Source organism: Streptomyces microflavus, from assembly GCF_014650075.1.
GTDB classification, from domain to species: domain Bacteria; phylum Actinomycetota; class Actinomycetes; order Streptomycetales; family Streptomycetaceae; genus Streptomyces; species Streptomyces microflavus.
Window position 1 is genome coordinate 18,257 of the sequence record NZ_BMUG01000007.1, and the last position, 21,935, is coordinate 40,191.

22 protein-coding genes are annotated in these 21,935 nt (G+C 70.6%); 7 read left to right on the plus strand and 15 right to left on the minus strand.

Going from position 1 to position 21,935, the window contains the following annotated elements:
• Positions 1–11: 11 nt before the first annotated feature.
• Together IE264_RS20425 and IE264_RS20430 are read left to right on the plus strand one after the other, a co-directional pair.
• Entirely contained in the window at positions 12–968 is a 957-nt protein-coding gene (locus IE264_RS20425; RefSeq protein WP_051822012.1) for a C40 family peptidase, read from the plus strand.
• A gap of 376 nt (positions 969–1,344) precedes the next feature.
• Positions 1,345–2,076 (plus strand): phosphatase PAP2 family protein, encoded by a 732-nt coding sequence (locus tag IE264_RS20430; protein WP_032759700.1) that lies wholly within the window; start codon positions 1,345–1,347, stop codon positions 2,074–2,076.
• A gap of 201 nt (positions 2,077–2,277) precedes the next feature.
• On the opposite strand, the gene IE264_RS38010 is transcribed toward IE264_RS20430, so the two are convergent.
• Positions 2,278–2,484 (minus strand): hypothetical protein, encoded by a 207-nt coding sequence (locus IE264_RS38010; RefSeq protein WP_032759701.1) that lies wholly within the window; start codon positions 2,482–2,484, stop codon positions 2,278–2,280.
• A gap of 166 nt (positions 2,485–2,650) precedes the next feature.
• Here IE264_RS38010 and IE264_RS20435 point away from each other — a divergent pair, with 166 nt between their 5' ends.
• Both IE264_RS20435 and IE264_RS20440 read left to right on the plus strand, forming a co-directional pair.
• On the plus strand, positions 2,651–3,520 hold the full coding sequence (locus tag IE264_RS20435) for an SCO4651 family lipoprotein (RefSeq protein ID WP_032759702.1): 870 nt from the start codon (positions 2,651–2,653) through the stop codon (positions 3,518–3,520).
• A gap of 178 nt (positions 3,521–3,698) precedes the next feature.
• Positions 3,699–4,124, plus strand: coding sequence for a hypothetical protein (locus tag IE264_RS20440; protein WP_032759703.1), 426 nt, complete (start codon positions 3,699–3,701; stop codon positions 4,122–4,124).
• Position 4,125: 1 nt separating this feature from the next.
• On the opposite strand, the gene IE264_RS20445 is transcribed toward IE264_RS20440, so the two are convergent.
• Positions 4,126–4,536, minus strand: coding sequence for a metal-sensitive transcriptional regulator (locus IE264_RS20445; RefSeq protein WP_032759704.1), 411 nt, complete (start codon positions 4,534–4,536; stop codon positions 4,126–4,128).
• 289 nt (positions 4,537–4,825) lie between these two features.
• On the opposite strand from IE264_RS20445, the gene IE264_RS20450 reads away from it, so the two are divergent.
• Positions 4,826–5,446, plus strand: coding sequence for a DUF47 domain-containing protein (locus IE264_RS20450; protein ID WP_015610166.1), 621 nt, complete (start codon positions 4,826–4,828; stop codon positions 5,444–5,446).
• 5 nt (positions 5,447–5,451) lie between these two features.
• Positions 5,452–6,450: an inorganic phosphate transporter gene (locus tag IE264_RS20455; RefSeq protein WP_015610167.1), complete on the plus strand. Its 999-nt coding sequence runs from the start codon at positions 5,452–5,454 to the stop codon at positions 6,448–6,450.
• Positions 6,451–6,577: 127 nt separating this feature from the next.
• On the opposite strand, the gene pstB is transcribed toward IE264_RS20455, so the two are convergent.
• From pstB to IE264_RS20520, 13 genes are all read right to left on the minus strand, one after another.
• Positions 6,578–7,354 carry a phosphate ABC transporter ATP-binding protein PstB gene (gene pstB / locus IE264_RS20460; protein ID WP_032759705.1) on the minus strand — a complete coding sequence of 259 codons (777 nt, stop codon included), beginning with the start codon at positions 7,352–7,354 and terminating at the stop codon, positions 6,578–6,580.
• 40 nt (positions 7,355–7,394) lie between these two features.
• The gene (gene pstA, locus IE264_RS20465; RefSeq protein WP_015610169.1) at positions 7,395–8,477 is read right to left on the minus strand and encodes a phosphate ABC transporter permease PstA; all 1,083 of its coding nucleotides are present in this window, start codon (positions 8,475–8,477) and stop codon (positions 7,395–7,397) included.
• Positions 8,474–9,475 carry a phosphate ABC transporter permease subunit PstC gene (gene pstC, locus IE264_RS20470; protein ID WP_015610170.1) on the minus strand — a complete coding sequence of 334 codons (1,002 nt, stop codon included), beginning with the start codon at positions 9,473–9,475 and terminating at the stop codon, positions 8,474–8,476. Before pstC ends, pstA begins: the two co-directional genes overlap by 4 nt.
• A 148-nt stretch (positions 9,476–9,623) precedes the next feature.
• On the minus strand, positions 9,624–10,760 hold the full coding sequence (pstS, locus tag IE264_RS20475) for a phosphate ABC transporter substrate-binding protein PstS (protein WP_032759706.1): 1,137 nt from the start codon (positions 10,758–10,760) through the stop codon (positions 9,624–9,626).
• Between the two features lie 198 nt (positions 10,761–10,958).
• The gene (locus tag IE264_RS20480) at positions 10,959–11,396 is read right to left on the minus strand and encodes an NUDIX hydrolase (RefSeq protein WP_032759707.1); all 438 of its coding nucleotides are present in this window, start codon (positions 11,394–11,396) and stop codon (positions 10,959–10,961) included.
• Entirely contained in the window at positions 11,393–12,589 is a 1,197-nt protein-coding gene (locus IE264_RS20485; protein ID WP_032759708.1) for a CHAD domain-containing protein, read from the minus strand. The genes IE264_RS20480 and IE264_RS20485 overlap by 4 nt, the downstream gene beginning before the upstream one ends.
• Positions 12,558–14,810: an RNA degradosome polyphosphate kinase gene (locus tag IE264_RS20490; protein ID WP_015610174.1), complete on the minus strand. Its 2,253-nt coding sequence runs from the start codon at positions 14,808–14,810 to the stop codon at positions 12,558–12,560. The genes IE264_RS20485 and IE264_RS20490 overlap by 32 nt, the downstream gene beginning before the upstream one ends.
• Before the next feature lie 330 nt (positions 14,811–15,140).
• The gene (locus IE264_RS20495) at positions 15,141–16,133 is read right to left on the minus strand and encodes an ABC-2 membrane transporter-related protein (protein WP_032759711.1); all 993 of its coding nucleotides are present in this window, start codon (positions 16,131–16,133) and stop codon (positions 15,141–15,143) included.
• Positions 16,130–17,059 (minus strand): ABC transporter ATP-binding protein, encoded by a 930-nt coding sequence (locus tag IE264_RS20500; RefSeq protein ID WP_032759712.1) that lies wholly within the window; start codon positions 17,057–17,059, stop codon positions 16,130–16,132. Before IE264_RS20500 ends, IE264_RS20495 begins: the two co-directional genes overlap by 4 nt.
• Positions 17,059–17,472, minus strand: a complete 414-nt coding sequence (locus tag IE264_RS20505) for a GntR family transcriptional regulator (RefSeq protein WP_032759764.1) — start codon at positions 17,470–17,472, stop codon at positions 17,059–17,061. Before IE264_RS20505 ends, IE264_RS20500 begins: the two co-directional genes overlap by 1 nt.
• Positions 17,473–17,565: 93 nt before the next feature.
• The gene (locus IE264_RS20510) at positions 17,566–17,889 is read right to left on the minus strand and encodes a MerR family transcriptional regulator (protein WP_015610178.1); all 324 of its coding nucleotides are present in this window, start codon (positions 17,887–17,889) and stop codon (positions 17,566–17,568) included.
• Between the two features lie 544 nt (positions 17,890–18,433).
• On the minus strand, positions 18,434–19,357 hold the full coding sequence (gene mshD, locus IE264_RS20515; RefSeq protein WP_031125874.1) for a mycothiol synthase: 924 nt from the start codon (positions 19,355–19,357) through the stop codon (positions 18,434–18,436).
• A 54-nt stretch (positions 19,358–19,411) separates the two neighbouring features.
• Entirely contained in the window at positions 19,412–19,624 is a 213-nt protein-coding gene (locus IE264_RS20520; protein ID WP_158706578.1) for a hypothetical protein, read from the minus strand.
• Positions 19,625–19,986: 362 nt separating this feature from the next.
• Between IE264_RS20520 and IE264_RS20525 the strand changes: the two genes are divergently transcribed.
• A complete protein-coding gene (locus IE264_RS20525; protein WP_015610180.1) occupies positions 19,987–21,810 on the plus strand; it encodes a bifunctional metallophosphatase/5'-nucleotidase in 1,824 nt (607 codons plus the stop codon).
• Positions 21,811–21,935 lie beyond the last annotated feature (125 nt).

Below are 21,935 nucleotides of genomic sequence, written 5' to 3' on the forward strand. Positions count from 1 at the left end.
CGGCGGCCTTCATGGCGCTGCTCCTCGTCGGTACGTACTCGGCCGCCGCCGGTCTCGCCGGGGCGGGCGGCGGTGGTGCCGTCGCGCTCGCCAAGGGGGCGGTGCCGGCGCGGTTCCAGCCGCTCGTGCAGAAGTGGGGCAACCTCTGTCCCGCCATCAACCCCGCGCTCCTCGCCGCGCAGTTGTACCAGGAGAGTGGCTGGAACCCGAGCGCGCAGAGCCACGCCGCCGCGCAGGGCATCGCCCAGTTCATCCCGGGCACCTGGGCCACCCACGGGATCGACGGCAACGGTGACGGCAAGCGGGATGTGTGGGACCCCGCCGATGCGATCCCCTCGGCCGCCTCGTACGACTGCGAGCTCGCCGGATACGTGAAGAAGGTGCCGGGCGACCCCACGAGCAACATGCTGGCGGCGTACAACGCCGGCGCCTACGCGGTGATCAAGTACGGCGGCGTGCCGCCCTACAAGGAGACGCAGAACTACGTAAAGATCATCCGGTCCCTGGAGAAGAGCTTCGCCCGGCCCGTCGGCCGCGTCGCGCCCTCCCGGCAGGCGGCCGGTGCCATCTACTTCGCGCAGAAGAAGCTCGGTACGCCGTATCTGTGGGGCGGCAACGGGACGCCGGAGCAGCAGGGGCGGTTCGACTGTTCGGGGCTGACCCAGGCCGCGTACCGGACGGTCGGGATCGAGCTGCCGCGCGTCGCCAACGACCAGTACAACGCCGGGCCGCACCCCTCGCGGGACGAGCTGCTTCCGGGGGATCTCGTCTTCTTCTCCGACGACCTCACCGACTCGCGGGCCATCCGGCACGTCGGGCTGTACGTCGGGGGCGGATACATGATCAACGCGCCCTTCACGGGGGCGGTCATCCGGTTCGACAAGATCGATACGCCGGACTACTTCGGTGCGACGCGGGTCACCAAGGATGGTGCCGCGGCCCTGCCGACCAACCTGCCACCGGGGTGACGTCCGCCGGGTGACGGATCTCTCCCGACGTACGGAGGGACCTTCCCGCACGGAGGGATCCTCCCGCGCGGAAGGGGCTCTCCCGCGTGGACGGTCAGAGGCAGGCCTGACGGGGAGTCGGCCGTGGCCGGAACTCTCCGTGAAGCCTGGGCCCTGAGCTGCGACGACCTGTCACTCTTCGATAACGTCATGGTGATCATTCGGTGGAGAGTGGAACGCGGACGGGCGCCGGGCCGTTCCCTGGACAGGGACGGCATGCGCACTGACCATGCGTGCGCAGGAACGGGACCACACCGACCACGGGGGTTCGACCACGGTGGCGCGCATGGACGCGCGTCGCCACAGATGAAGCAGACAAGGCAAGGGGCCGCAGCAGATGGCTGGACTCGAACTCGAAGGGTCGAACCCGGACGTCAGTCTGCTCTACGACATCAACGGGCTGGCGAAGGCCGCTCCGACCTGGTTCGACCGGGTCATGGAGTTCGTCGGTGAGTACGGGACCATGTTCGGCCTCGTCCTGGTGGGCCTCTGGTGCTGGTGGAGCATGCGCAAGCGCGGGAGCGCCGAGGATTCGGTGACCGCGGTCGCCGGGCTCGTCTGGGCGCCGCTCGCCGCCGCGCTCGCGGTCGTGATCAACATCCCGATCCGTGGTTTCGTCGAACGGCCGCGCCCGTTCAACGACCACGAGGGGCTCGAGGTCCTGATCCACGGCAAGACGGACTACTCCTTCGTCAGCGACCACGCGACCCTCGCCATGGCCCTCGCCGTCGGCATCTTCGTGGCCAACCGGAAGTTCGGCTTCGTCGCGCTCGGCCTCGCGCTCTTCGCGGGCGTCAGCCGGGTCTACATGGGCGTCCACTACCCGACCGACGTGATCGGCGGATTCGCTCTCGGCACGGCCACCGCCCTGCTGCTGGCACCGCTCGCGATGGCCATGCTGACCCCGCTGATGGCGGCGGTCTCCCGTTCCGACCGGGTCGGCTGGATCGTCCGGTCGAAGAAGGCGGACGCGGCGTACGCCGAGGAGCGCGGGGACTCGCTGGGAATCCCCGAGCCACGGCCGGGCACCGGGCGTGGCAACCCGGGGGAGAAGGATCTCGCCGCCTGACCCCCGAGTCGACGGAGGCCCCAAGTCGACGGAGGCCCCGAGTCGACGGAGACCCCGAAGCCCCCGGAGACCCCGAAGCCCCCGGAGGCTGCGAAGTCCCCGGAGTCCCGGAGTCGGACGGACATCCACCACGATCCCCCAGGTGCTTCGAGCACCTGGGGGATCGTGCTGTTTCCGGCCATGTCCTGGGCCGGCGGGCGGTCAGGGCGCAGCGAGGTGTTCGGCGGCGTCCGTGCGTGCCCGGTCCCGCGATCTGCGTGCGGGGCCCACCCAGCCGCAGGTGCAGCGGGCCAGGCAGAACGAGCCGCGCTCGGTCGTCGTGGTGCTGTGCTCCGCCGGGGGCGGTGCGGGGCACGAAGTGGGGTGCGGTGCCGTCGCGCGGGCTGGGGCGGAGGGTTCCTCGTGCACCCGACCACGGTACTGGGAGCGGCCTCCCGGCGGGGGGTGCGTGCGCCCGGCAACCCCCTGGCCGCGCGGCGGACGCGCCGGGGCGGCGTGACGGGGGGCGCCGGTGGTCGTTATGCCCGGCGGGTGAGGGCTCGGTCGAGCGGCAGTCGTTGGGGGTTGGCAGGCGATGGCGGTGCAGCAGTACAGGTATGGAGACGGGGCCCGCGCTGCCTGCGCCCTCGCCGTGGCCGGGGTGATCGCGGCCACCGCCGGATGCGTCGGCGGGGACGGCGGCAGCGGTGGCGGCGACGGCTCCGGGCAGCGCGCCGTGGCCGCGGAACGCCCGCTCGACGTGCTCGGCCAGGCCGCCGACGTACTCGCCCGGGCGGGTGGCGCGGAAGCCCGTACGTCGATGGAGACGGCGGCCGGCGGGACGCGGGTGACGATCCGGGGGCAGGGCACGTACGACTTCCGCAACCAGGTGGGGCGGCTCAAGGTCGTGCTGCCCACGGACGCGGCGGGCGCGGACGACCATCGGCCGATCACCGAGCTGCTGGCGCCGGGCGCGCTCTACATGAAGAACCGCGGCGCCGGGGTCCCCGACGACAAGTGGGTCAGGATCGACACGACCGCCCTCAAGGACGGCAACCTCGTCACCGGCGGGGTCACCGATCCGATGGCGGCCGCCGAACTGCTGCGCGGGGCCGGCGATGTGACGTACGCGGGGAAGTCGGAGCTGGCCGGGGTGACGGTGCATCACTACCGGGGCGTCACCGACCTGAACCGGGCGGCGCTGGCCGCGTCGCCGCAGTCGCGCGGGGCGCTGAGCGCGGCGGCGAAAGGGTTCAGCAAGGACGCCGTTCCGTTCGACGCGTACCTCGACGAGGAGGGGCGGCTGCGGAAGGTCCGGCACCGCTTCAACTTCGCCTCCGAGGGCCCGGAGGCGAAGGAGGTCACGGTGGTCTCGACGCTGCTGCTGTACGGGTTCGGGGTGCCGGTCACAGTGACGCTGCCGGACGACGACGACATCTACACGGGGGAGATCCGGCAGGGCTGAGCGGCCTTCCCCCAAGCCGTGCCCACGGGAGGAGCGGGGGCGGGAGGGGCCGGTTGGGAGGGGGCTAAATGGTCCGTCCGTGCCATGCGCGGCACGTATCCCGCTCCCTACGCTAGGAAGCCGGTGCGCCCAAGGGTCGCCAGCAGGGTCGGCGACGGCAGAGAGACGGCAGGGAGAGGTGACGCAGGTGGTGACGCTCAGCGCTCCGAACGCTCAGGACTGTGTGGCTCTCGCCGAGATCGAGCTGTGCGGCGAGCTGATGATCGCGGCCTCGACGGCGCATGAGGAGCGCCTCAGTCCCGACCGTATCGACGAAGTGCTCAACGTCAGGGACGACGGGCACGATGCCGACGACGGGTGCGGTGCCGACGGTGTGCGTGACGTGGACGGGGTGCGTGGTGCGGATGGTGTGCGTGGCGGCGACCCCGTGGGCGATGTCGATCACGTGCGTGACGCCGGTCATGTACGCGATGTCACAGGCGGGATGCTCGGCGTCCGAGGTGTGGGGGCGTGGACGACCGTCCCCCGGCAGGCCCCTCACCGGGGGGTGACGTCCTCCGGGACGCTCTCCGCTACTGCTGCTGCTACGCCTCCCGCCCCCTGACTCACGTCCGCAGCAGCCGGGCGATCGCCTTCGTGGCCTCCGCGACCTTCGCGTCGACCTCTTCGCCGCCCTTGACCGCCGCGTCGGCGACGCAGTGGCGCAGGTGCTCCTCCAGCAGCTGGAGGGCGAAGGACTGCAGGGCCTTGGTCGAGGCCGAGACCTGGGTGAGTATGTCGATGCAGTAGACGTCCTCGTCGACCATGCGCTGGAGGCCGCGGATCTGGCCCTCGATCCGGCGCAGCCGTTTGAGGTGCTCGTCCTTCTGGTAGTGGTAGCCGTGGATGCCGCGGTCGTGGTCGGTGACGATCTCCTCGGCGCCGACGGGAGCCGTTGCGGGCGCCGCCGCGGGCGTCTCCGGGGTTCCCGCCGGTTCCGCTGCCGCTCCCGTGCCCGTCGTCTCGGTGGTGGTCATCTGCGTCCTCCCGTAGTCCTCGTGCAACCTGTTACAGCCTGCTTACGGCGTGCTCTGGCCGGATGTGGCCGGTGGTGCCGTTCCGCCGGCCGTCCGCGATCCGGGCCCGCACACCTGACCCCGATATACCCCTGCCGGGTATATCGTAACGAATCCGGCGGAAACGTGACCGGGGGCCCGTGCTGATCCCCGTTCCCGATGGGCGACACTGAAGAACGCCGGTTAGCCGTGGCCGGATGATGCGCCTAGCATCAGCCTGACCGAATCCAAAGCATCCCGAGGACCCCACGTGCGCTTTCGTCTGACCCCCAGGGAGACGAGCTTCTACGACATGTTCTCCGCGTCTGCGGACAACATTGTCACGGGCTCGAAACTCCTGATGGAACTGCTCGGGGCGGATTCTGCCTCCCGAGTCGAGATCGCGGAGCGTATGCGGGCAGCGGAGCACGCGGGGGACGATGCCACCCACGCGATCTTCCACCAGCTGAACTCCTCCTTCATCACGCCGTTCGACCGCGAGGACATCTACAAGCTGGCGTCCTCGCTCGACGACATCATGGACTTCATGGAGGAGGCCGTCGACCTGGTCGTCCTCTACCAGGTCCAGGAGCTCCCCAAGGGCGTCGAGCAGCAGATCGAGGTACTGGCCCGGGCGGCGGAGCTCACCGCCGAGGCCATGCCGGGGCTGCGGACCATGGCCAACCTCACCGAGTACTGGATCGAGATCAACCGCCTGGAGAACCAGGCCGATCAGGTCCACCGCAAGCTGCTGGCCCAGCTCTTCAACGGCAAGTACGACGCCATGGAGGTGCTGAAGCTCAAGCAGATCGTGGACGTGCTGGAAGAGGCGGCTGACGCGTTCGAGCACGTCGCCAACACCGTGGAGACCATCGCGGTCAAGGAGTCCTGAACCTCGTGGACACCTTTGCGCTGATCGTGACCATCGGTGTCGCGCTCGGCTTCACGTATACGAACGGCTTCCACGACTCGGCGAACGCCATCGCCACCTCGGTCTCCACCCGGGCGCTGACCCCGCGTGCGGCCCTGGCGATGGCGGCGGTGATGAACCTCGCCGGCGCCTTCCTGGGCCAGGGGGTCGCCAAGACCGTCAGCGAAGGCCTGATCGCCACGCCCGTCGGGCAGAAGGGGATGGGCATCCTGTTCGCGGCGCTGGTCGGCGCGATCATCTGGAACCTCGTCACCTGGTACTTCGGCCTCCCCTCCTCGTCCTCCCACGCCCTCTTCGGCGGCATGGTCGGGGCGGCGCTGGCCGGCGGGACGGACGTCATCTGGTCCGGGGTGCTGGAGAAGGTCGTCATCCCGATGTTCATCTCCCCGTTCGTCGGCCTGATCGCCGGCTATCTGGTGATGGTCGGCATCATGTGGATATTCCGGAACGCCAACCCGCACAAGGCCAAGCGCGGCTTCCGGATCGCGCAGACGGTCTCGGCGGCGGGCATGGCGCTCGGCCACGGCCTCCAGGACGCGCAGAAGACGATGGGCATCGTGGTGATGGCCCTGGTCATCGCCGATGTCGAGGGCCCCAACGACGAGATCCCGGTCTGGGTCAAGATCGCCTGTGCGCTGATGCTCTCGCTCGGTACGTACGCGGGCGGCTGGCGCATCATGCGGACCCTCGGCCGGAAGATCATCGAGCTGGACCCGCCGCAGGGTTTCGCGGCCGAGACGACCGGCGCGTCGATCATGTTCGGTTCGGCGTTCCTGTTCCACGCCCCGATCTCCACGACGCACGTCATCACCTCCGCGATCATGGGCGTCGGCGCCACGAAGCGGGTGAACGCCGTGCGCTGGGGCGTCGCGAAGAACATCATCCTCGGCTGGTTCATCACCATGCCGGCCGCGGCGCTGGTCGCCGCGCTGAGCTACGGCGCGGTGCTGCTGCTCTTCGGCTGAGCCCTCGCCGCAGTACGCATATGGGTCCGCCCCCGTTCTCCGAGGAGAGCGGGGGCGGACCCTTTCGCCTTGTGGTGGCACCGCCATGCAGCACCGCAAGGCCGTATCGGGGGAGGAGGCGTACGGCTCAGCCGAAGCGGCCCGAGATGTAGTCCTCCGTGGCCTGGACCGACGGGTTGGAGAAGATCCGCTCCGTCTCGTCTATCTCGATGAGCCGGCCGGGCTTGCCGACCGCCGCGAGGTTGAAGAACGCGGTGCGGTCCGAGACGCGGGCCGCCTGCTGCATGTTGTGCGTCACGATGACGATCGTGAAGCGCTCCTTCAGCTCGCCGATCAGGTCCTCGATGGCGAGGGTCGAGATCGGGTCGAGCGCCGAGCACGGCTCGTCCATCAGCAGGACCTGCGGCTCGACCGCGATGGCGCGGGCGATGCACAGGCGCTGCTGCTGGCCGCCGGAGAGGCCGGAGCCGGGCTTGTTGAGCCGGTCCTTGACCTCGTTCCAGAGGTTGGCGCCGCGCAGGGACTTCTCCACGACGTCGTTCAGCTCGCTCTTGCGGTAGCTGCCGTTGAGCCGCAGGCCCGCCGCCACGTTGTCGAAGATCGACATGGTGGGGAAGGGGTTGGGGCGCTGGAAGACCATGCCGACCGTGCGGCGCACGGTGACCGGGTCGACGTTGGAGGCGTACAGGTTCTCGTCGTCCAGCAGCACCTTGCCCTCGACGCGGCCGCCGGGGGTGACCTCGTGCATCCGGTTCAGGGTGCGCAGGAAGGTGGACTTGCCGCAGCCGGACGGGCCGATGAAGGCGGTCACGGAGCGGGGCTCCACGGTCATCGAGATGTCCTCGATGGCCTTGTGGTTGCCGTAGAAGGCGCTGAGGCCGCTGATGTCGATGCGCTTGGCCATGGAAATCACTGCTTCTTTCGGGAGGTCGCTGATGGCCGCGTCAGCGACCGGTCTTCGGGGCCTTCCAGCGGGCGATTCCGCGGGCCACGAGGTTGAGGATCATGACGAAGGCGATCAGTACCAGGGCAGCTGCCCAGGCGCGGTCGTACGAGGCGGCCTCGCCGATCTTGTACTGCTCGTAGATGTAGAACGGCAGCGAGGACTGGGCGCCTTCGAAGGGGTTCGCGTTGATCAGCTGGCTGCCGAAGACCAGCAGGATGATCGGGGCGGTCTCACCGGCGATGCGGGCGATGGCCAGCATGACGCCGGTGGTGATGCCGCCGATCGCGGTCGGCAGGACCACCTTCAGGATAGTGCGCCACTTCGGGATGCCCAGGGCGAGCGAGGCTTCGCGGAGCTCGTTGGGGACGAGCTTGAGCATCTCCTCGGTGGAGCGGACCACGACCGGGACCATCAGGATCGTCAGGGCGAGCGCGCCCATCAGGCCGGACGGCTGGATCTCGAAGATCAGCATGATCGACAGGATGAAGAGACCGGCCACGATGGACGGGATGCCCGTCATCACGTCGACGAAGAACGTGACGGCCTTGGCGAGCGAGCCCTTGCCGTACTCGACCAGGTAGACGGCGGTCAGCAGGCCGAGCGGGGCGGAGATCACCGTGGCGATGCCGACCTGCTCCAGGGTGCCGATCAGCGCGTGGTAGACGCCGCCGCTGGCCTCGGAGCCGAGCACACCGGCCATGGAGTGGGTCAGGAAGTAGCCGTCGAGGCGCTCGGCGCCGCGGCTGACGGTCGTCCACAGCAGGGAGGCCAGCGGGACGATCGCGATCAGGAAGCAGACCCAGACGATGCTGGTGGCCAGGCGGTCCTTGGCCTGGCGCTTGTTCTCCACGACGGTGGTGGCGACGTACGAGATGGCCAGGAAGAGCAGCGCGGCGATCATGCCCCACTGCACCTTGCTGTGCCAGCCGGCGGCGAGGCTGATGCCGATGGCGAGCGCGACCGACACGACGGCGAAGCCGACGGGTGCCAGGCGGGGCAGCGAGCGGCTGCTCAGGCCGGACCTCGGCGCGGGCCCCGTGGGCGGCGTCGGGCGGTCCTGGACGGCGGTTGCGTGGCTCATGCGTTGGCCCCCGAGTACTCCTTGCGGCGGGCGATGATGAGCCGGGCCGCACCGTTGACCAGCAGGGTGAGGACGAAGAGGACGAGGCCCGAGGCGATCAGGGCGTCGCGCCCGAACTCGTCGGCCTCGCCGAACTTCGCCGCGATGTTCTGCGCGAACGTCCCGCCGCCCGGATTGAGCACGTGCAGCGAGATGATGAAGCTCGGGGAGAGGACCGTGGCGACGGCCATCGTCTCGCCGAGCGCCCGGCCGAGGCCGAGCATCGAGGCGGAGATGATGCCGGAGCGGCCGAACGGCAGCACCGAGAGGCGGATGACCTCCCAGCGGGTGGCGCCCAGGGCGAGGGCGGCCTCCTCGTTCATCTTCGGGACCTGGAGGAAGACCTCGCGGCTGACGCTGGTCACGATCGGCAGGATCATGATCGCGAGCAGGACGCCGACGGTGAAGAGCGAGCGGGCGACGCCGACCTCGGTCTTCTCGAAGATGTACGTCCAGCCGAAGAACTGGTCGAGCCAGAGGTTCAGGCCCTCCAGGTACGGCACCAGGACGAGGGCGCCCCAGATGCCGTAGACGATGCTGGGTACGGCGGCGAGCAGGTCGACGACGTACGCGATGGGGGCGGCCAGCTTGCGCGGCGCGTAGTGCGAGATGAACAGGGCGATGCCGACAGCGATCGGAACCGCGATGACCATCGCGATGATCGAGCTGACGACCGTGCCGAAGAGCAGGACGGCGATGCCGAAGACCGGCGGGTCGCCCGCCGGGTTCCAGTCGAAGGTGGTGAGGAAGTTGCCCTCGTCCTTCGAGATGGCGATGGCGGCCCGGTAGCTGAGGAACACGGCGATCGACGCCATGAGCACGAGCAGCAGGATGCCCGAACCGCGCGAGAGGCCGACGAAGACCTTGTCGCCAGCGCGCCCGGTGGACTTGGGGCGCTCCTTGCGGTCCGGGGGTGCCGGCGGGGCCGGTGGTGTGTCTATCGGTGTGGTGGAAGCCATGGTCTTTCCGGTCTGTGTGGGGGAGCCGAGGCTCCCCTGGCGGCGGTGCACCGGATGGTCGGGGCGGCGGGCCGGTCCGGAGGGGTGCGCCGGGCCGGCCTGCCGGGGTCGCGTCCCCGGGGCGGGACCCCGGGGACGCGGCGGGCCGTTACGAGAGGCTGTTGACGGTCTCGCGGACCTTCGTGTTGATCTCGGCCGGGATCGGGGCGTAGCCCGCCTCGGTCAGGATCTTCTGGCCGTCGTCGGAGGCGGCGTAGGAGAGGAAGGACTTGACCGTGTCGAGCGTCTCGGGCTTGTTGCCGGTGTCGCAGACGACCTCGTACGTGACCAGGACCAGCGGGTAGGCGCCGTCGGCCTTGGTGGTGTAGTCGAGCTCCAGGGCCAGGTCCTTGCCGGTGCCCTTGATCTTGGCGGCGGCGATGGCCTTGGAGGCGTTCTCCGAGGTGGCCTCGGCCGGGGCGGAGCCGCCGGTGTTGATGGCGACCGTGGAGATGCTCTGGGACTTGGCGTAGGAGAGCTCGAAGTAGCCGATCGCGCCGTCGACCTGCTTCACCTGGGCGGCGATGCCGGAGGAGCCGGACGCGGCCTGGCCACCGGGGGCCGGCCACTTCTTCTCGGCCTCGTACTTCCAGTCGTTCGGGGCGGCCGCGCCGAGGTACTTGCCGAGGTTCTGCGTGGTGCCGGAGTCCTCGGAGCGGTGGAAGGCCTGGATGGCCTTGTCCGGCAGCTTGACGCCGTCGTTGAGCTTGGCGATCGCCGGGTCGTTCCACTTCTTGATCTTCGTGTCGAAGATCTTGGCGAGCGTCGGGGCGTCCAGCGTGAGCTTGTCGACACCCTCCAGGTTGTAGCCGACCGCGACCGGGCCGCCGACCATCGGGAGGTTGATGCCCTGGCCGGTCTTGCAGGACTTCTTCGACTCGGCGACCTCTTCCGGCTTCAGCGCGGAGTCGGAGCCGGCGAAGCCGACGGTGCCCTGGTTGAAGGCGACGATGCCCTCACCGGAGGAGGAGGAGTTGTAGTTGATCTCCACTCCGGAACAGGCGGCCATGTAGTTCTTGACCCAGAGGTCCATGGCGTTCTTCTGCGCGCTGGAGCCGGAGGCGCGGAGCTGGCCCTTGGCCTTGCCGCAGTCGATGCTCGACGCCGCGGTGGTCTTGTCGCCGGTGCTCGGCGCGTCGCCGGCGCTGTTGTCGTCCGAACCGCACGCCGTGAGGACCAGGGCGCCGGAGACGGCGAGGGCACCGAGCGCGGTGGCACGAAGCCGGTTCTTGCGCTGAAGCTTCACTTTCGGGTGTTCCTTCCAGGAGCCGCCGTGATCTGTTCGTTCTACGACGGCGTGCGATGAGGAGGGTTGCTACGGCTTGGCGCCGCGCACCGTGTACGTCCGAAATTAGGCAGAACAGGTGAAGCCGCCTACGGGGGAGAGTGAACGGGAGGTGAACCGTGTCGGGCAGGCGGGTGCGGGTCGCTGCCGGTGGTCGGCTCAGGCTCCGGGGAGGGCGTCGAGCAGGGCCGTGAGCTGCTCGCGGTCGCGGGGCTGGGTGAGGCGTACGCGGGCGGCCTCGGGCGTCAGCCACAGCAGGCGGTCCACCTCGTCGTTGGCCTCGAAGGCGCCGCCCGTCGCCTCGGCGGCCCAGTAGGCGACCTCCTTGGGGCGGCCGTCAACGAGATACCGGGCCGTCGGGAGCCGGACGCCCGGGGCGCAGTGGTGGCCGGTCTCCTCCAGGACTTCCCGTACGGCGGCGGCGAGCGGCTCCTCGCCGCGCTTCAGCTTGCCCTTGGGGTGGGACCAGTCGTCGTAGCGGGGCCGGTGGACCAGGCACACCTCCACCCCACCGCCGCCGGGGGCGCGGCGCCACAGGACGCACCCCGCGGCCAGGACGGTGCCGGTCTGCACACGGGACTGCCCGGCGCCGCTCATGGGGCCGTCATGGCCGCGGCGTACGGCCAGGTCTCCCGGAACACCGCCCGCGCGGCCTCCACCTCGTGGCGCTGGTCGGCGTGGAGCACGCCCAGCGCGTACGCCGTGGCCGGGGCGATCCGTGGGGTGCGGGCCGCCGCTGCCGCTGCCCCGGCCGCTTCCGCCGCGTCCCGGTGCAGGTCCAGGGCGTGCCCGGCGCCGGTGAGTACCGGGTCGGCGGCGCCGAGGACGACCTCGTGGGCGTACCGGTGCAGCCGCAGCAGCAGGCGGGCCTGGTGCCACGGCGCGTCCTGCGCCTCGTTGTACGGCTCCGCCGACTCGTCGGGCGGGAGGGCCGCCACCGCCCCGATCAGCCGCTGCTCGGCGCGTTCGGCGGGCTCCAGGAGCGCTTCGGTGCCCCGGCCGGTGGTGCCGGGGGCCAGGGGGACCTCGGAGGCGAGCAGCGCCACGGCGTCGGCGACCGCGTGGAAGCGGGACGAGCCGAGGGCCTGGAGCGCCGCGGAGTGGGCCCGGGTCCGGGCCAGGGTGAGCTGGCGCTCCAGCAGCGCCCCGGCCCGCGCGGCCCCGACGCCGAGCACGGCCCGGCCCTGGGCCTCGGACGATGCGCTGGGGGTTTTTCCGGGGGATCCGGCGGCGGGTCTGGTGGACCCGGTGGGTTCGGTCCCTCGGGCTGCGGGGAGGGCGGCTCCCGAGAGCTGGTGCAGGGCGTCCACGAGGCGGGTGAGCCGGCCGGCGTACGCGTGTTCGCGGGCGAGGGTGCCGGAGAGCCAGGCCAGTTCCGTACGGAGGTGATCGGCCCAGACCGGGTCGAGCGCGCTGCGGAAGGTGTGGAGGGAGCCGCTGATGCGCCGGGCCGAGCGGCGCAGGGCGCGGGACGCGGCCTCGGCGCCCTGGCCGCCCGCGTCCGAGGGGGCGCTGTGCTCGCGGTGCAGGCGCAGGCTGCGCAGGAAGTCCGCCGCCTGCCCCCGGAGGTACGGCGCGAGCACGGCCTCGGCGGTCACGCCGTCGGGGTCGGTGGGGCGGGGCGGGGCGGCCGCACCCGCGCCGGTGCCGGGGAGGCCCCCGGCAGCGTCCGGGAGCGTGCCCCGGCTCTCGGGGAGCCCGTCCTCCGGGCCCCCGTCCGCAGCGGGCCCCGCGGTGGGCCGGGTCGTCGTCTGGTGGTCAGGGCGTCGCACGCCTGCGCCTCCGGGCATCGATGAGCATCTCCTGGACGTGCCGCAGCGGCTGCCCCTCCGCGTCCGTGGCGTGCCGGGTCCAGTTGCCGTCGGGGCCCAGGTGCCAGGAAGAGGTGGTGTCGGCCATACCGGTCTCCAGGAGTCGGCTGAGTGCGGCGCGGTGGGCGGGGTCGGTGACCCGGACGAGGGCTTCGATCCGGCGGTCGAGGTTGCGGTGCATCATGTCGGCGCTGCCGAACCACACCTCGGGTTCGCCGCCGTTGCCGAAGGAGAAGACCCGGGAGTGTTCGAGGAAGCGGCCGAGTATGGAGCGGACCCGGATGTTCTCCGAGAGACCGGCGACCCCGGGGCGGATCGCGCAGATCCCGCGCACCCAGATGTCGACGGGCACGCCGGCCTGGGCCGCCCGGTAGCAGGCGTCGATGATCGCTTCGTCGACCATCGAGTTGACCTTGATGCGTACGTAGGCGGGGCGCCCGGCACGGTGGTGGGCGATCTCCTTGTTGATCCGGGCGATCAGCCCGTCCCGCAGCGACTTCGGGGCGACGAGGAGGCGGCGGTAGGTCTCGCGGCGGGAGTAGCCGGAGAGCCGGTTGAACAGGTCGGAGAGGTCCGCCCCGACCTGCGGGTCCGCCGTGAGCAGGCCGAGGTCCTCGTACAGCCTGGCCGTCTTGGGGTGGTAGTTGCCGGTGCCGACGTGGGAGTAGCGGCGCAGGGTGTCGCCCTCCTGGCGGACGACGAGCGAGAGCTTGCAGTGGGTCTTCAGCCCGACGAGCCCGTACACCACATGGCAGCCCGCCTCCTCCAGCTTGCGGGCCCACTTGATGTTGGCCTGTTCGTCGAAGCGGGCCTTGATCTCGACCAGGACGAGGACCTGCTTGCCGGACTCGGCCGCGTCGATGAGGGCGTCCACTATCGGGGAGTCGCCGGAGGTGCGGTACAGCGTCTGCTTGATGGCCAGCACGTCCGGGTCGCCCGCCGCCTGCTCCAGGAACGCCTGGACGGAGGTGGAGAACGAGTCGTACGGGTGGTGGAGCAGGACGTCCCGCTCGCGCAGGGCGGCGAAGATGTCGGGCGCGGAGGCGGACTCCACCTCGGCCAGGTCCCGGTGGGTGCCCGCGATGAACTTGGGGAACTTCAGCTCAGGCCGGTCCAGCGAGGCGATCGCGAAGAGACCGGTGAGGTCCAGGGGGCCGGGCAGCGGGTAGACCTCCGCGTCGGACACCTTCAGCTCGCGGACCAGCAGATCGAGGACGTACGGGTCGATGGACTCCTCGACCTCCAGCCGCACCGGCGGGCCGAAGCGGCGCCGCATGAGCTCCTTCTCCAGCGCCTGGAGCAGGTTCTCCGCGTCGTCCTCCTCGACCTCCAGGTCCTCGTTCCTGGTGACCCGGAACATGTGGTGCGCCAGCACCTCCATCCCCGGGAACAGCTCCTCCAGGTGGGCCGCGATGACGTCCTCGATGGGCACGTACCGCTGCGGGGACGCCTCCAAGAAGCGGGTCAGCAGCGGCGGGACCTTGACCCGGGCGAAGTGGCGGTGGCCGCTGACCGGGTTGCGGACGACGACGGCCAGGTTGAGGGAGAGCCCGGAGATGTACGGGAAGGGGTGCGCGGGGTCGACGGCCAGCGGGGTCAGGACCGGGAAGACGCGCTGCCGGAAGAAGGTGAACAGGCGGGCCTGCTCCTTCTCGGTCAGATCCGGCCACCGGATCAGCTGGATGGACTCGTCGGAGAGGGCCGGGGCGATGTCCTGCTGGAAGCAGGCGGCGTGCCGGGCCATGAGCTCGCGCGAGCGGGTCCAGATCAGGTCCAGCACCTCGCGGGGCTGGAGGCCGGAGGCGGAGCGGGTGGCGACGCCGGTGGCGATGCGGCGCTTGAGGCCGGCCACCCGGACCATGAAGAACTCGTCCAGGTTCGAGGCGAAGATCGCGAGGAAGTTGGCCCGCTCCAGGATCGGCGTCGCCGGGTCCTCGGCCAGCTCCAGCACGCGTTCGTTGAAGGCGAGCCAGGAGCGCTCGCGGTCCAGGAAACGGCCCTGGGGCAGCTCGTCGCCGTCCCGGTCGGGCTCGTACGCGTCGGCGTCGGCGTCGAGATCGGGATCCAGGTCGGCGGCGGTGGAGAAGCCGACGTTGCCGGAGGAGGAGTGGGCGACGGCGTGCGGCCGGTGCGCGGCGAGCGAGCCGACGGACGGCTGCGCGGGCTGGACCGGGACCTCGGAGCTGGGCTGCTGGCTCATGGACCCATTGTTCCGCGTGGGGGCCCCGGTAGGCGCGTCGGAGCCGGGAAAGATCGCGGAAGGCCCGGGAAACCCGGGGTCACGGCCGGGGGACGCGGCGGAGGCGTTACCCCGGGCGCTCCCGTTGCGGCGGGGGGCTGGCAGAGCTGGCTGCATCCCGTGAGGGTCGCAAGGGCGTCTGAATGGCCGGTAACGGCGACATGACGTACAGGAAGCGGTGTGCCTGCGGGTCGGTCGCACGGTGACTGTGCGTGACCGTTCTCCCGTACGTGATCGCCGTCCGGGCCCTCCCCTCGTGGGGCCCGGACGGCGAGGCAGGTGCGGCCGGTATCAGCCGTGCAGGCGGCGCAGGACCCGGAAGGCGGCGAACACGGCGAGCGCGGCGAGGGCCAGCAGGATGCCGGTCTCGACGAGCTGGAGAGGCCAGTAGTGGGAGGCGGGGTGGTAGTAGACGTAGTTGAGCGCCACGTCATGCCCGGCCAGGCAGTCCTCGAATTCGCGGGTGGGGCTCGTGCAGATGTCGGTGGGCAGCCGGTCGCCGCCGGTCGTCAGGAAGCCCTCCTCGACGGCGTAGGCCCACTTGGGGAGGGGGTAGTCGCCTTTCAGGGGGTAGGTCGCCTTCACCACCGGCCACAAGTGATCGCGCACCTGGCCGAGCACGACCGTCACCAGCCCGGAGGCGAGCAGGGCCACCGCCAGCGCGGGAACCGTGCGGCGCAGGAGCAGACCGGCGAGGGAGCCCAGCGCGAGCGCCAGCAGCGCACTGGCGACCGGGACCGTTCCCGTGGCCCCGAAGGCCGACCCGTCCTCCCAGAGGGCCGGGAACGGGTAGGCGAGCCGGCTTCGGGACCAGGTGAGGACGGCGGACAGCACCACGATCCCGCCGACCACAGGTACGGCGAGGACGGCGAGCCGCGCGGTCAGCCAGGCGGATGGCGGGGCCGACTGGGTCCAGGAGAACTTGATGCTGCCGGTCTCCCACTCCCTGGCGATCATCGGGCCCGCGACGAAGGCTCCGACGAGCGTGGGCAGCGCGATGAGGGCAAGGCCCGCGTAGCCGAGCAGTCGGCTGAGTCCGAGCATCCGGTCGGTGTAGTTGCGAGCCGGCTGGAAGCAGGCCTCCGTGAGGGAACTCAGGGTGCATCCGGTGCCGGCCAAGTCCGCGACGGCACGGTCCGCCAGGATCGCCACGGCGATCATGCACACGATCGCGGCGACGGCGGCAGCACCGGCGGCCCACAGGATCCGTCGGTGCAGGCGCAACAGGATCCGGGAGGGACCCCGCAGCGTCCGGACCTTCCTCGTCGGGGTGAGCGTGCTCATGCGGACGCCACCGCCGCACGCGTCTCGTGGGCTCCGGCGGTCCCGGCCGACGCGCTCGGGGTGAGCAGCGGCGGGGCGTCCGGGGAGCGGAGGTGGGCGAGGAGGAGCTCCTCCAGGGAGGGTTCCGTGGTGGCCCAGAGGGACTCGTCCACGGGGCCCTCCTTCCTTACGAGGGCGGTGAGCTGACGTCCCGTCGTACGGGATTCGACGACGGTGTGCGGGGCCAGGCCGTGGTCTGTGCGGCCGGTGACCAAGGCGTGCGCGGAGACGATGTCCTCGGCCTCGCCGCCGAGCCGGACGCGGCCGCCGTCGACGAACAGCAGGAAGTCGCAGGCGCCCTCCAGCTCGGTGAGGATGTGCGAGGACATCACGATGGTGGTGCCGTGCTCGGCGGTCTCCGCCATCAGCACGCCCATCAGCTCGTGCCGGGCGAGGGGGTCGAGGTCGGCCATCGGCTCGTCCAGCAGCATCAGTTCGGGCCGCTTCCCCAGCGCGAGGGCCAGGGCGAGCCGGGTCCGCTGCCCGCCGGAGAGCGTACGGACGCGGGCCTTGCGCGGCAGCTTCCCGGCGATCCGGTCGGCGGTCCCGGCGTCCCAGCGCACGGGGTTGAGCTCGCCCCCGGACCACAGCGTGTCGGCCACGGTGAGCTGCGGGTACAGGGGCTTGTCCTGGGGCACGTAGGCGATGCGCCCGCGTACGGCGGAGAGGTCGGCGGAGCCGAGGACGGTGAGGGACCCGGCGTTCGGCCGGGCGAGTCCCGCCGCCAGGTTCAACAGGGTCGACTTGCCCGCCCCGTTGGGACCGACCAGGGCGCAGACCCGCCCGGCGGGGAGCCGGAAGGAGCAGCCGTCCAGGGCCGTGTGCGCGCCCCTTCTTCGCCCGTAGGTCATCGTGAGGCCCCGGGCCTCCATCGCAGCACCTGTCATCAGTCCTGGTCCCCCTTGTACGTGCTGTCCAGTACGGCGGTGAAGAGCGCGCTGACGTCGTCCTTCTCCAGCCCGGCCGACCGTGCCCGGCGGGCCCAGTCGGCGAGTTCGGTGCGCAGCGGCGAGTCGGTGGCGGATGCCCCGGCCGCGGTGCCGAGCGTCCTGCGGACGAAGGTGCCGAGCCCGCGCCGCGCCTCGACGAGGCCCTCGCGCTCCAGCTCCCGGTACGCCTTGAGGACGGTGTTCGGGTTGATGGCGGTGGCCTCGACGACCTCGCGGGCGGTGGGCAGCCGGTCGCCGGGCTGCAGAACGCCCAGGCGCAGGGCCTGCTTCGTCTGCTGGACGATCTGGAGGTAGGTCGCGACGCCGCTGCGCCGGTCGATGCGGAACTCGACCGCTGCTGACTCTGCCATGACCACCACCCTTTCACTAATTGAGTAGTGAAAGGGTGGCCTAAGGGAGGGGCGGCGTCAAGTGACGCCGCCCCTGTACGTGCGGGGGGAGGGCTACCGCGTCCGTGCGGAGCGCAGTTCCTCGTTGATGCGCTGGGCCTCTTCGAGCTGGTCCTCGAGGATGACGATGCGGCAGGCATCCTCGATCTTGGTGCCCTGGTCCACGAGTTCGCGGGCACGGGAGGCGATGCGCAGCTGGTAGCGGGAGTAGCGGCGGTGGCCGCCTTCGGAGCGCAGCGGGGTGATCAGGCGGTTCTCGCCGAGCGCGCGGAGGAAGGCGGGCGAGGTGGAGAGCATCTCGGCGGCCCGGCCCATGGTGTAGGCGGGATAGTCGTCGTCGTCCAGGTTGTCGGTGGGGCGGGTACTGCTAGGGGGCATAACACCTTCTCTTTCGGGGACGCGCGGAGGCACGCCGTGGGGACACGTCGGGGGGCCCGAGTGCCGTACGGCACTCGGGCCCCGAGCTTCAACACCATCTGCCGACTGACTTACGTCGGCCTTCTTTTTCCGCCGGTCCGCCGGTGAGGGCGGGAGAGCGGGGATCGCGGATGCGTGACCGGGGACCACCTTCCGATCTGGGGCCTGCGGTACCCGGGCGGTGTGTGCCTCGCCCGGGCGATCCTGATGGCGTCTGCTCCTTACCTCGTTCGGTTCGGTTACTGGACGGACAGGAGGAATACGGCTGCGCGACCCCGGGGGCCGCCCGGCCCGGCAATCAGCGGAGGAACCCACCGTTTCCGGCTCCACCACTCCACTGCCGTGCCCTCTTCGCTGTCCGGCTACGAGAAAAACACTAGACCCGACGTACGGGAGATGTCTACTCCCGCCACGATAGATTTTCTTCCGGGTGAAGATGCGAGGTTCAGGGCTCGGCGCGGTACATGAGGTACTGAGGCTCAGGACTCGGTGCGGTACGTGCGGCTCAGGACTCGGTCCGGTACATCAGGTCCACCTCGTGGGTGGTGAAGCCCATCCGCTCGTACACCGTCACCGCCGGCGTGTTGTCCGCGTCGACGTAGAGCATCACGGTGGGCAGCCCCTCGGCGGCCAGGTGGTGCAGGCCGATCGAGGTCAGCGCCTTGCCGAGGCCGCCGCCCTGCGCGTCGGGCAGCACGCCGACGACGTACACCTCGCCCAGCCCCTCCTCGGCGTGCACCTTCGTCCAGTGGAAGCCGATGAGCGCGCCGTCCCGCTCGGCCAGGAAGAACCCCTTCGGGTCGAACCAGGGCTCCGCCTTGCGGTCGTCCAGGTCCTGCTGGGTCAGCGACCCCTGCTCGGGGTGGTGAGCAAAGGCGGCGCGGTTCACGGCGAGCCAGGCGGCGTCGTCACGGCCCGGCTCGAAGGTCCGTACGGTGACGCCCTCGGGCAGTACGGGCTCCGCGAGGTCGAGGGGGACCAGGCTCCGCCGGAGCTGGCGCAGCTCGCGGAAGAGGGAGAGGCCGAGGACCTGGGCCAGGTGCCGGGCGGCCGAGCTGCCGCCGTGCGCCCAGACCCGCAGCCGCTTGCCGGTCGCGGCGAGGAGCGCGGCGCCCAGCGCCCGCCCGTGCCCGGTGCCGCGCCGCTCGGGATGGACGACGAGCTCGGCGGCCGGGGCCTCGACCGGGTCGGTGTCCTCCAACTGCGCGTAACCGGCGAGGGTCCCGTCGCTGGTGAGCAGGAAGTGGCGTACACCGACGCGGTGTCCGCCCCGGATCCGGAGCCTCCCCTGCTCGGAGACCGCCTGCCTGCCGTCGAACCGGGCCGCCTCGCCGAGGAGTTCGAGAACGGCGTCGGCCTGGGCGGGATCGAGCGCGTCGAGGGCCTGAATCTCGCGCCCGGGGGAGGGGAGGGGTGCGTCAGTCGTCATGAGGACGAGCGTACGGCGAGGGAGTGGGGGGCGGGGGCGTGCGGGGGCGGCCGGTCATGTGCTCCTGGAAGGGGCGCCTGCATCGGTGTGGGGCGCGGTGTCCGGGTGGGTGTCGGGCGCGGTGTCCGGGTGGGCATCGGACGGGGCCGGGGCGTTCAGGACGTCGTCCGCGATGCGGGAGAGGTCCTCCGCGCTGGGCAGCAGATGCCGCACCCCTTCCGGGAGCCCGGCATACGTGCTGAGTCCAGCTCGAAGCGGGTCGGGCACTTGCCCATGAGGAGCACGATGTGACCCCAGGGCTATTGCGCAACAGCCTGTTGCGCAATTGAGTCGGGCCAGGTACGGCCGATCTGCCAGTACATCCGGAGCATCTCGGTGTTGACCTCCGAGCCCCCGCGGCGCCGTGACGTTTCTGCCCGGATATGTGATCCAAACAGGTGACAGGAGCCCCTTCCGAACCGTTTCAGACACGCCATTTGGCCGGATGGCAACCAGTCCGTAACCCCGAACACCTGTTGCGCTACGCGCGTTGACTCTAGGCTGCGGCACGCAGGATTCCAGACGTGTGACACCGAGGTGTGACACCGACCAGCGTCACTACCGACACCACTGACACCACAAGGGGACCGATGTCAGCGACTCCGCAGAAGAACCGTTCGGCCCGGCGGATGCTCGCCGCCGCCGCCGGTCTGGCCACCGTGGGCGCCCTCGTCGCCGCGATGCCGGCCGGTGCCCATGACCGGGGCAACGGGCACGGTCATGGCAACGGGCACGGCCACAAGCCCCGTACCGTAGATGTGCAGTTGCTGTCCTTCAACGACCTGCACGGCAACCTGGAGCCCCCGGCCGGTTCTGCGGGCAACGTCTCCGAGACGCAGCCCGACGGCACGGTGAAGGCGATCCCCGCCGGTGGCGTCGAGTACCTGGCGACCTCGCTGCGCACCGCGCGCAAGGGCAACCCGTACTCCGTCACGGCGGCCGGCGGCGACATGGTCGGCGCGAGCCCGCTGCTGTCGGGCCTCTTCCACGACGAGCCCACGATCGAGGCGCTCAACAAGATAGACCTGGACGTCTCGGCGGTCGGCAACCACGAGTTCGACGAGGGCGCGACCGAGCTGGCCCGCCTCCAGAACGGCGGCTGTCACCCGGTCGAGGGCTGTTACGAGAAGGGCAAGAAGTTCAAGGGCGCGGACTTCCCCTACCTGGCGGCCAACGTCACCAAGGAGAAGACCGGCAAGCCGCTGCTCAAGCCGTACACGGTCTGGAAGAAGAACGGCGTCAAGATCGGCTTCATCGGTGTGACCCTGGAGGGCACCCCGGACATCGTCACCGCGAACGGGGTCAAGGGCCTCAAGTTCCACGACGAGGTCAAGACGATCAACAAGTACGCCAAGGAGCTCGACCGCAAGGGCGTCAAGTCCATCGTCGCGTTGATCCACGAGGGCGGGGCCCCGGCCTCCACCTCGTACAACTACGACTGCGACAGCCCCGGCGCGGGCGACGGCATCTCCGGCCCGATCGTCGACATCGCGAAGGGCATCACGCCGAAGGTGGACGCCCTGGTCACGGGCCACACCCACCAGGCGTACGTGTGCACCGTCCCGGACCCGGCGGGCAAGCCGCGCATGGTCACCTCGGCCTCGTCGTTCGGCAAGCTGTACACGGACACCACGCTCACCTACGACCGCCGCACCAACGACATCGTCCGTACGTCGGTGAAGTCCGCGAACCACGTTGTGACCCGGGACCAGCCCAAGGCCACGGACATGACCCGCCTGATCGAGCGCTGGAACAAGCTGGCCGCCCCGATCGCCAACCGGCCGCAGGGCTGGATCAGCGCCGACATCAACGGCCGCGGCTCCACGGCCCCCGAGAAGCCGCTCGGCAACGTCATCGCCGACGCCCAGCTCGAAGGCCTCGCCCCGGCCGACAAGGGCGGCGCGGAAGTCGCGTTCATGAACCCGGGCGGCATCCGCGCGGACCTGGTCCACAAGGCGTCCGGCAGTGAGGGCGACGGGGTCGTCACGTACGGCGAGGCGTTCACCGTCCAGCCGTTCACCAACATGATGAACGTCGTCGACCTGACCGGCGCCCAGCTGGTCACCGCGCTCCAGCAGCAGGTCAGCGGCTCCAACGAGGCCAGCCCGAAGATCCTCCAGGTCTCCAAGGGCCTCACCTACACCCTCGACCTGACGAAGACCGGCGCGGCCCGCGTGGTCACCGACACCATCAAGCTCAACGGTGCGGCGATCGACCCGGCCAAGACGTACCGCGTCGCGATGAACGAGTTCCTCGCGGGCGGCGGCGACGGCTTCGCGGCCCTCGGCCAGGGCACGAACAAGCTGGTCGGCGCGTCCGACCTGGACCTGTTCAACGCCTACCTGGCGGCCCACTCCACGGCCGCGGCCCCGCTCGCCCCGCCGGCGACGGACCGGATCACGGTCATCCAGTAGATCTCCTGTGGATGAGGGGCGGTGGGCCTGTGGCCTGCCGCCCCTCCTCCTTTACGCTCCTGGAGATCAGGCTCCCGGAGCAGGGGGCCGGTTGTCGGACACACCGCTTCCCAGTCCCCAAGGAG

Excerpts from the sequence above, each read along its gene's own strand:
- IE264_RS20425 (WP_051822012.1), top strand. The coding sequence starts at position 12 with ATGGCGCTGCTCCTCGTCGGTACGTACTCGGCCGCCGCCGGTCTCGCC.
- IE264_RS20430 (WP_032759700.1), top strand. The coding sequence starts at position 1,345 with ATGGCTGGACTCGAACTCGAAGGGTCGAACCCGGACGTCAGTCTGCTC.
- IE264_RS20435 (WP_032759702.1), top strand. The coding sequence starts at position 2,651 with ATGGCGGTGCAGCAGTACAGGTATGGAGACGGGGCCCGCGCTGCCTGC.
- IE264_RS20445 (WP_032759704.1), bottom strand. The coding sequence starts at position 4,536 with ATGACCACCACCGAGACGACGGGCACGGGAGCGGCAGCGGAACCGGCG.
- pstB (WP_032759705.1), bottom strand. The coding sequence starts at position 7,354 with ATGGCCAAGCGCATCGACATCAGCGGCCTCAGCGCCTTCTACGGCAAC.
- pstA (WP_015610169.1), bottom strand. The coding sequence starts at position 8,477 with ATGAGCCACGCAACCGCCGTCCAGGACCGCCCGACGCCGCCCACGGGG.
- pstC (WP_015610170.1), bottom strand. The coding sequence starts at position 9,475 with ATGGCTTCCACCACACCGATAGACACACCACCGGCCCCGCCGGCACCC.
- IE264_RS20480 (WP_032759707.1), bottom strand. The coding sequence starts at position 11,396 with ATGAGCGGCGCCGGGCAGTCCCGTGTGCAGACCGGCACCGTCCTGGCC.
- IE264_RS20485 (WP_032759708.1), bottom strand. The coding sequence starts at position 12,589 with ATGCCCGGAGGCGCAGGCGTGCGACGCCCTGACCACCAGACGACGACC.
- IE264_RS20490 (WP_015610174.1), bottom strand. The coding sequence starts at position 14,810 with ATGAGCCAGCAGCCCAGCTCCGAGGTCCCGGTCCAGCCCGCGCAGCCG.
- IE264_RS20495 (WP_032759711.1), bottom strand. The coding sequence starts at position 16,133 with ATGAGCACGCTCACCCCGACGAGGAAGGTCCGGACGCTGCGGGGTCCC.
- IE264_RS20500 (WP_032759712.1), bottom strand. The coding sequence starts at position 17,059 with ATGACAGGTGCTGCGATGGAGGCCCGGGGCCTCACGATGACCTACGGG.
- IE264_RS20505 (WP_032759764.1), bottom strand. The coding sequence starts at position 17,472 with ATGGCAGAGTCAGCAGCGGTCGAGTTCCGCATCGACCGGCGCAGCGGC.
- IE264_RS20510 (WP_015610178.1), bottom strand. The coding sequence starts at position 17,889 with ATGCCCCCTAGCAGTACCCGCCCCACCGACAACCTGGACGACGACGAC.
- mshD (WP_031125874.1), bottom strand. The coding sequence starts at position 19,357 with ATGACGACTGACGCACCCCTCCCCTCCCCCGGGCGCGAGATTCAGGCC.
- IE264_RS20525 (WP_015610180.1), top strand. The coding sequence starts at position 19,987 with ATGTCAGCGACTCCGCAGAAGAACCGTTCGGCCCGGCGGATGCTCGCC.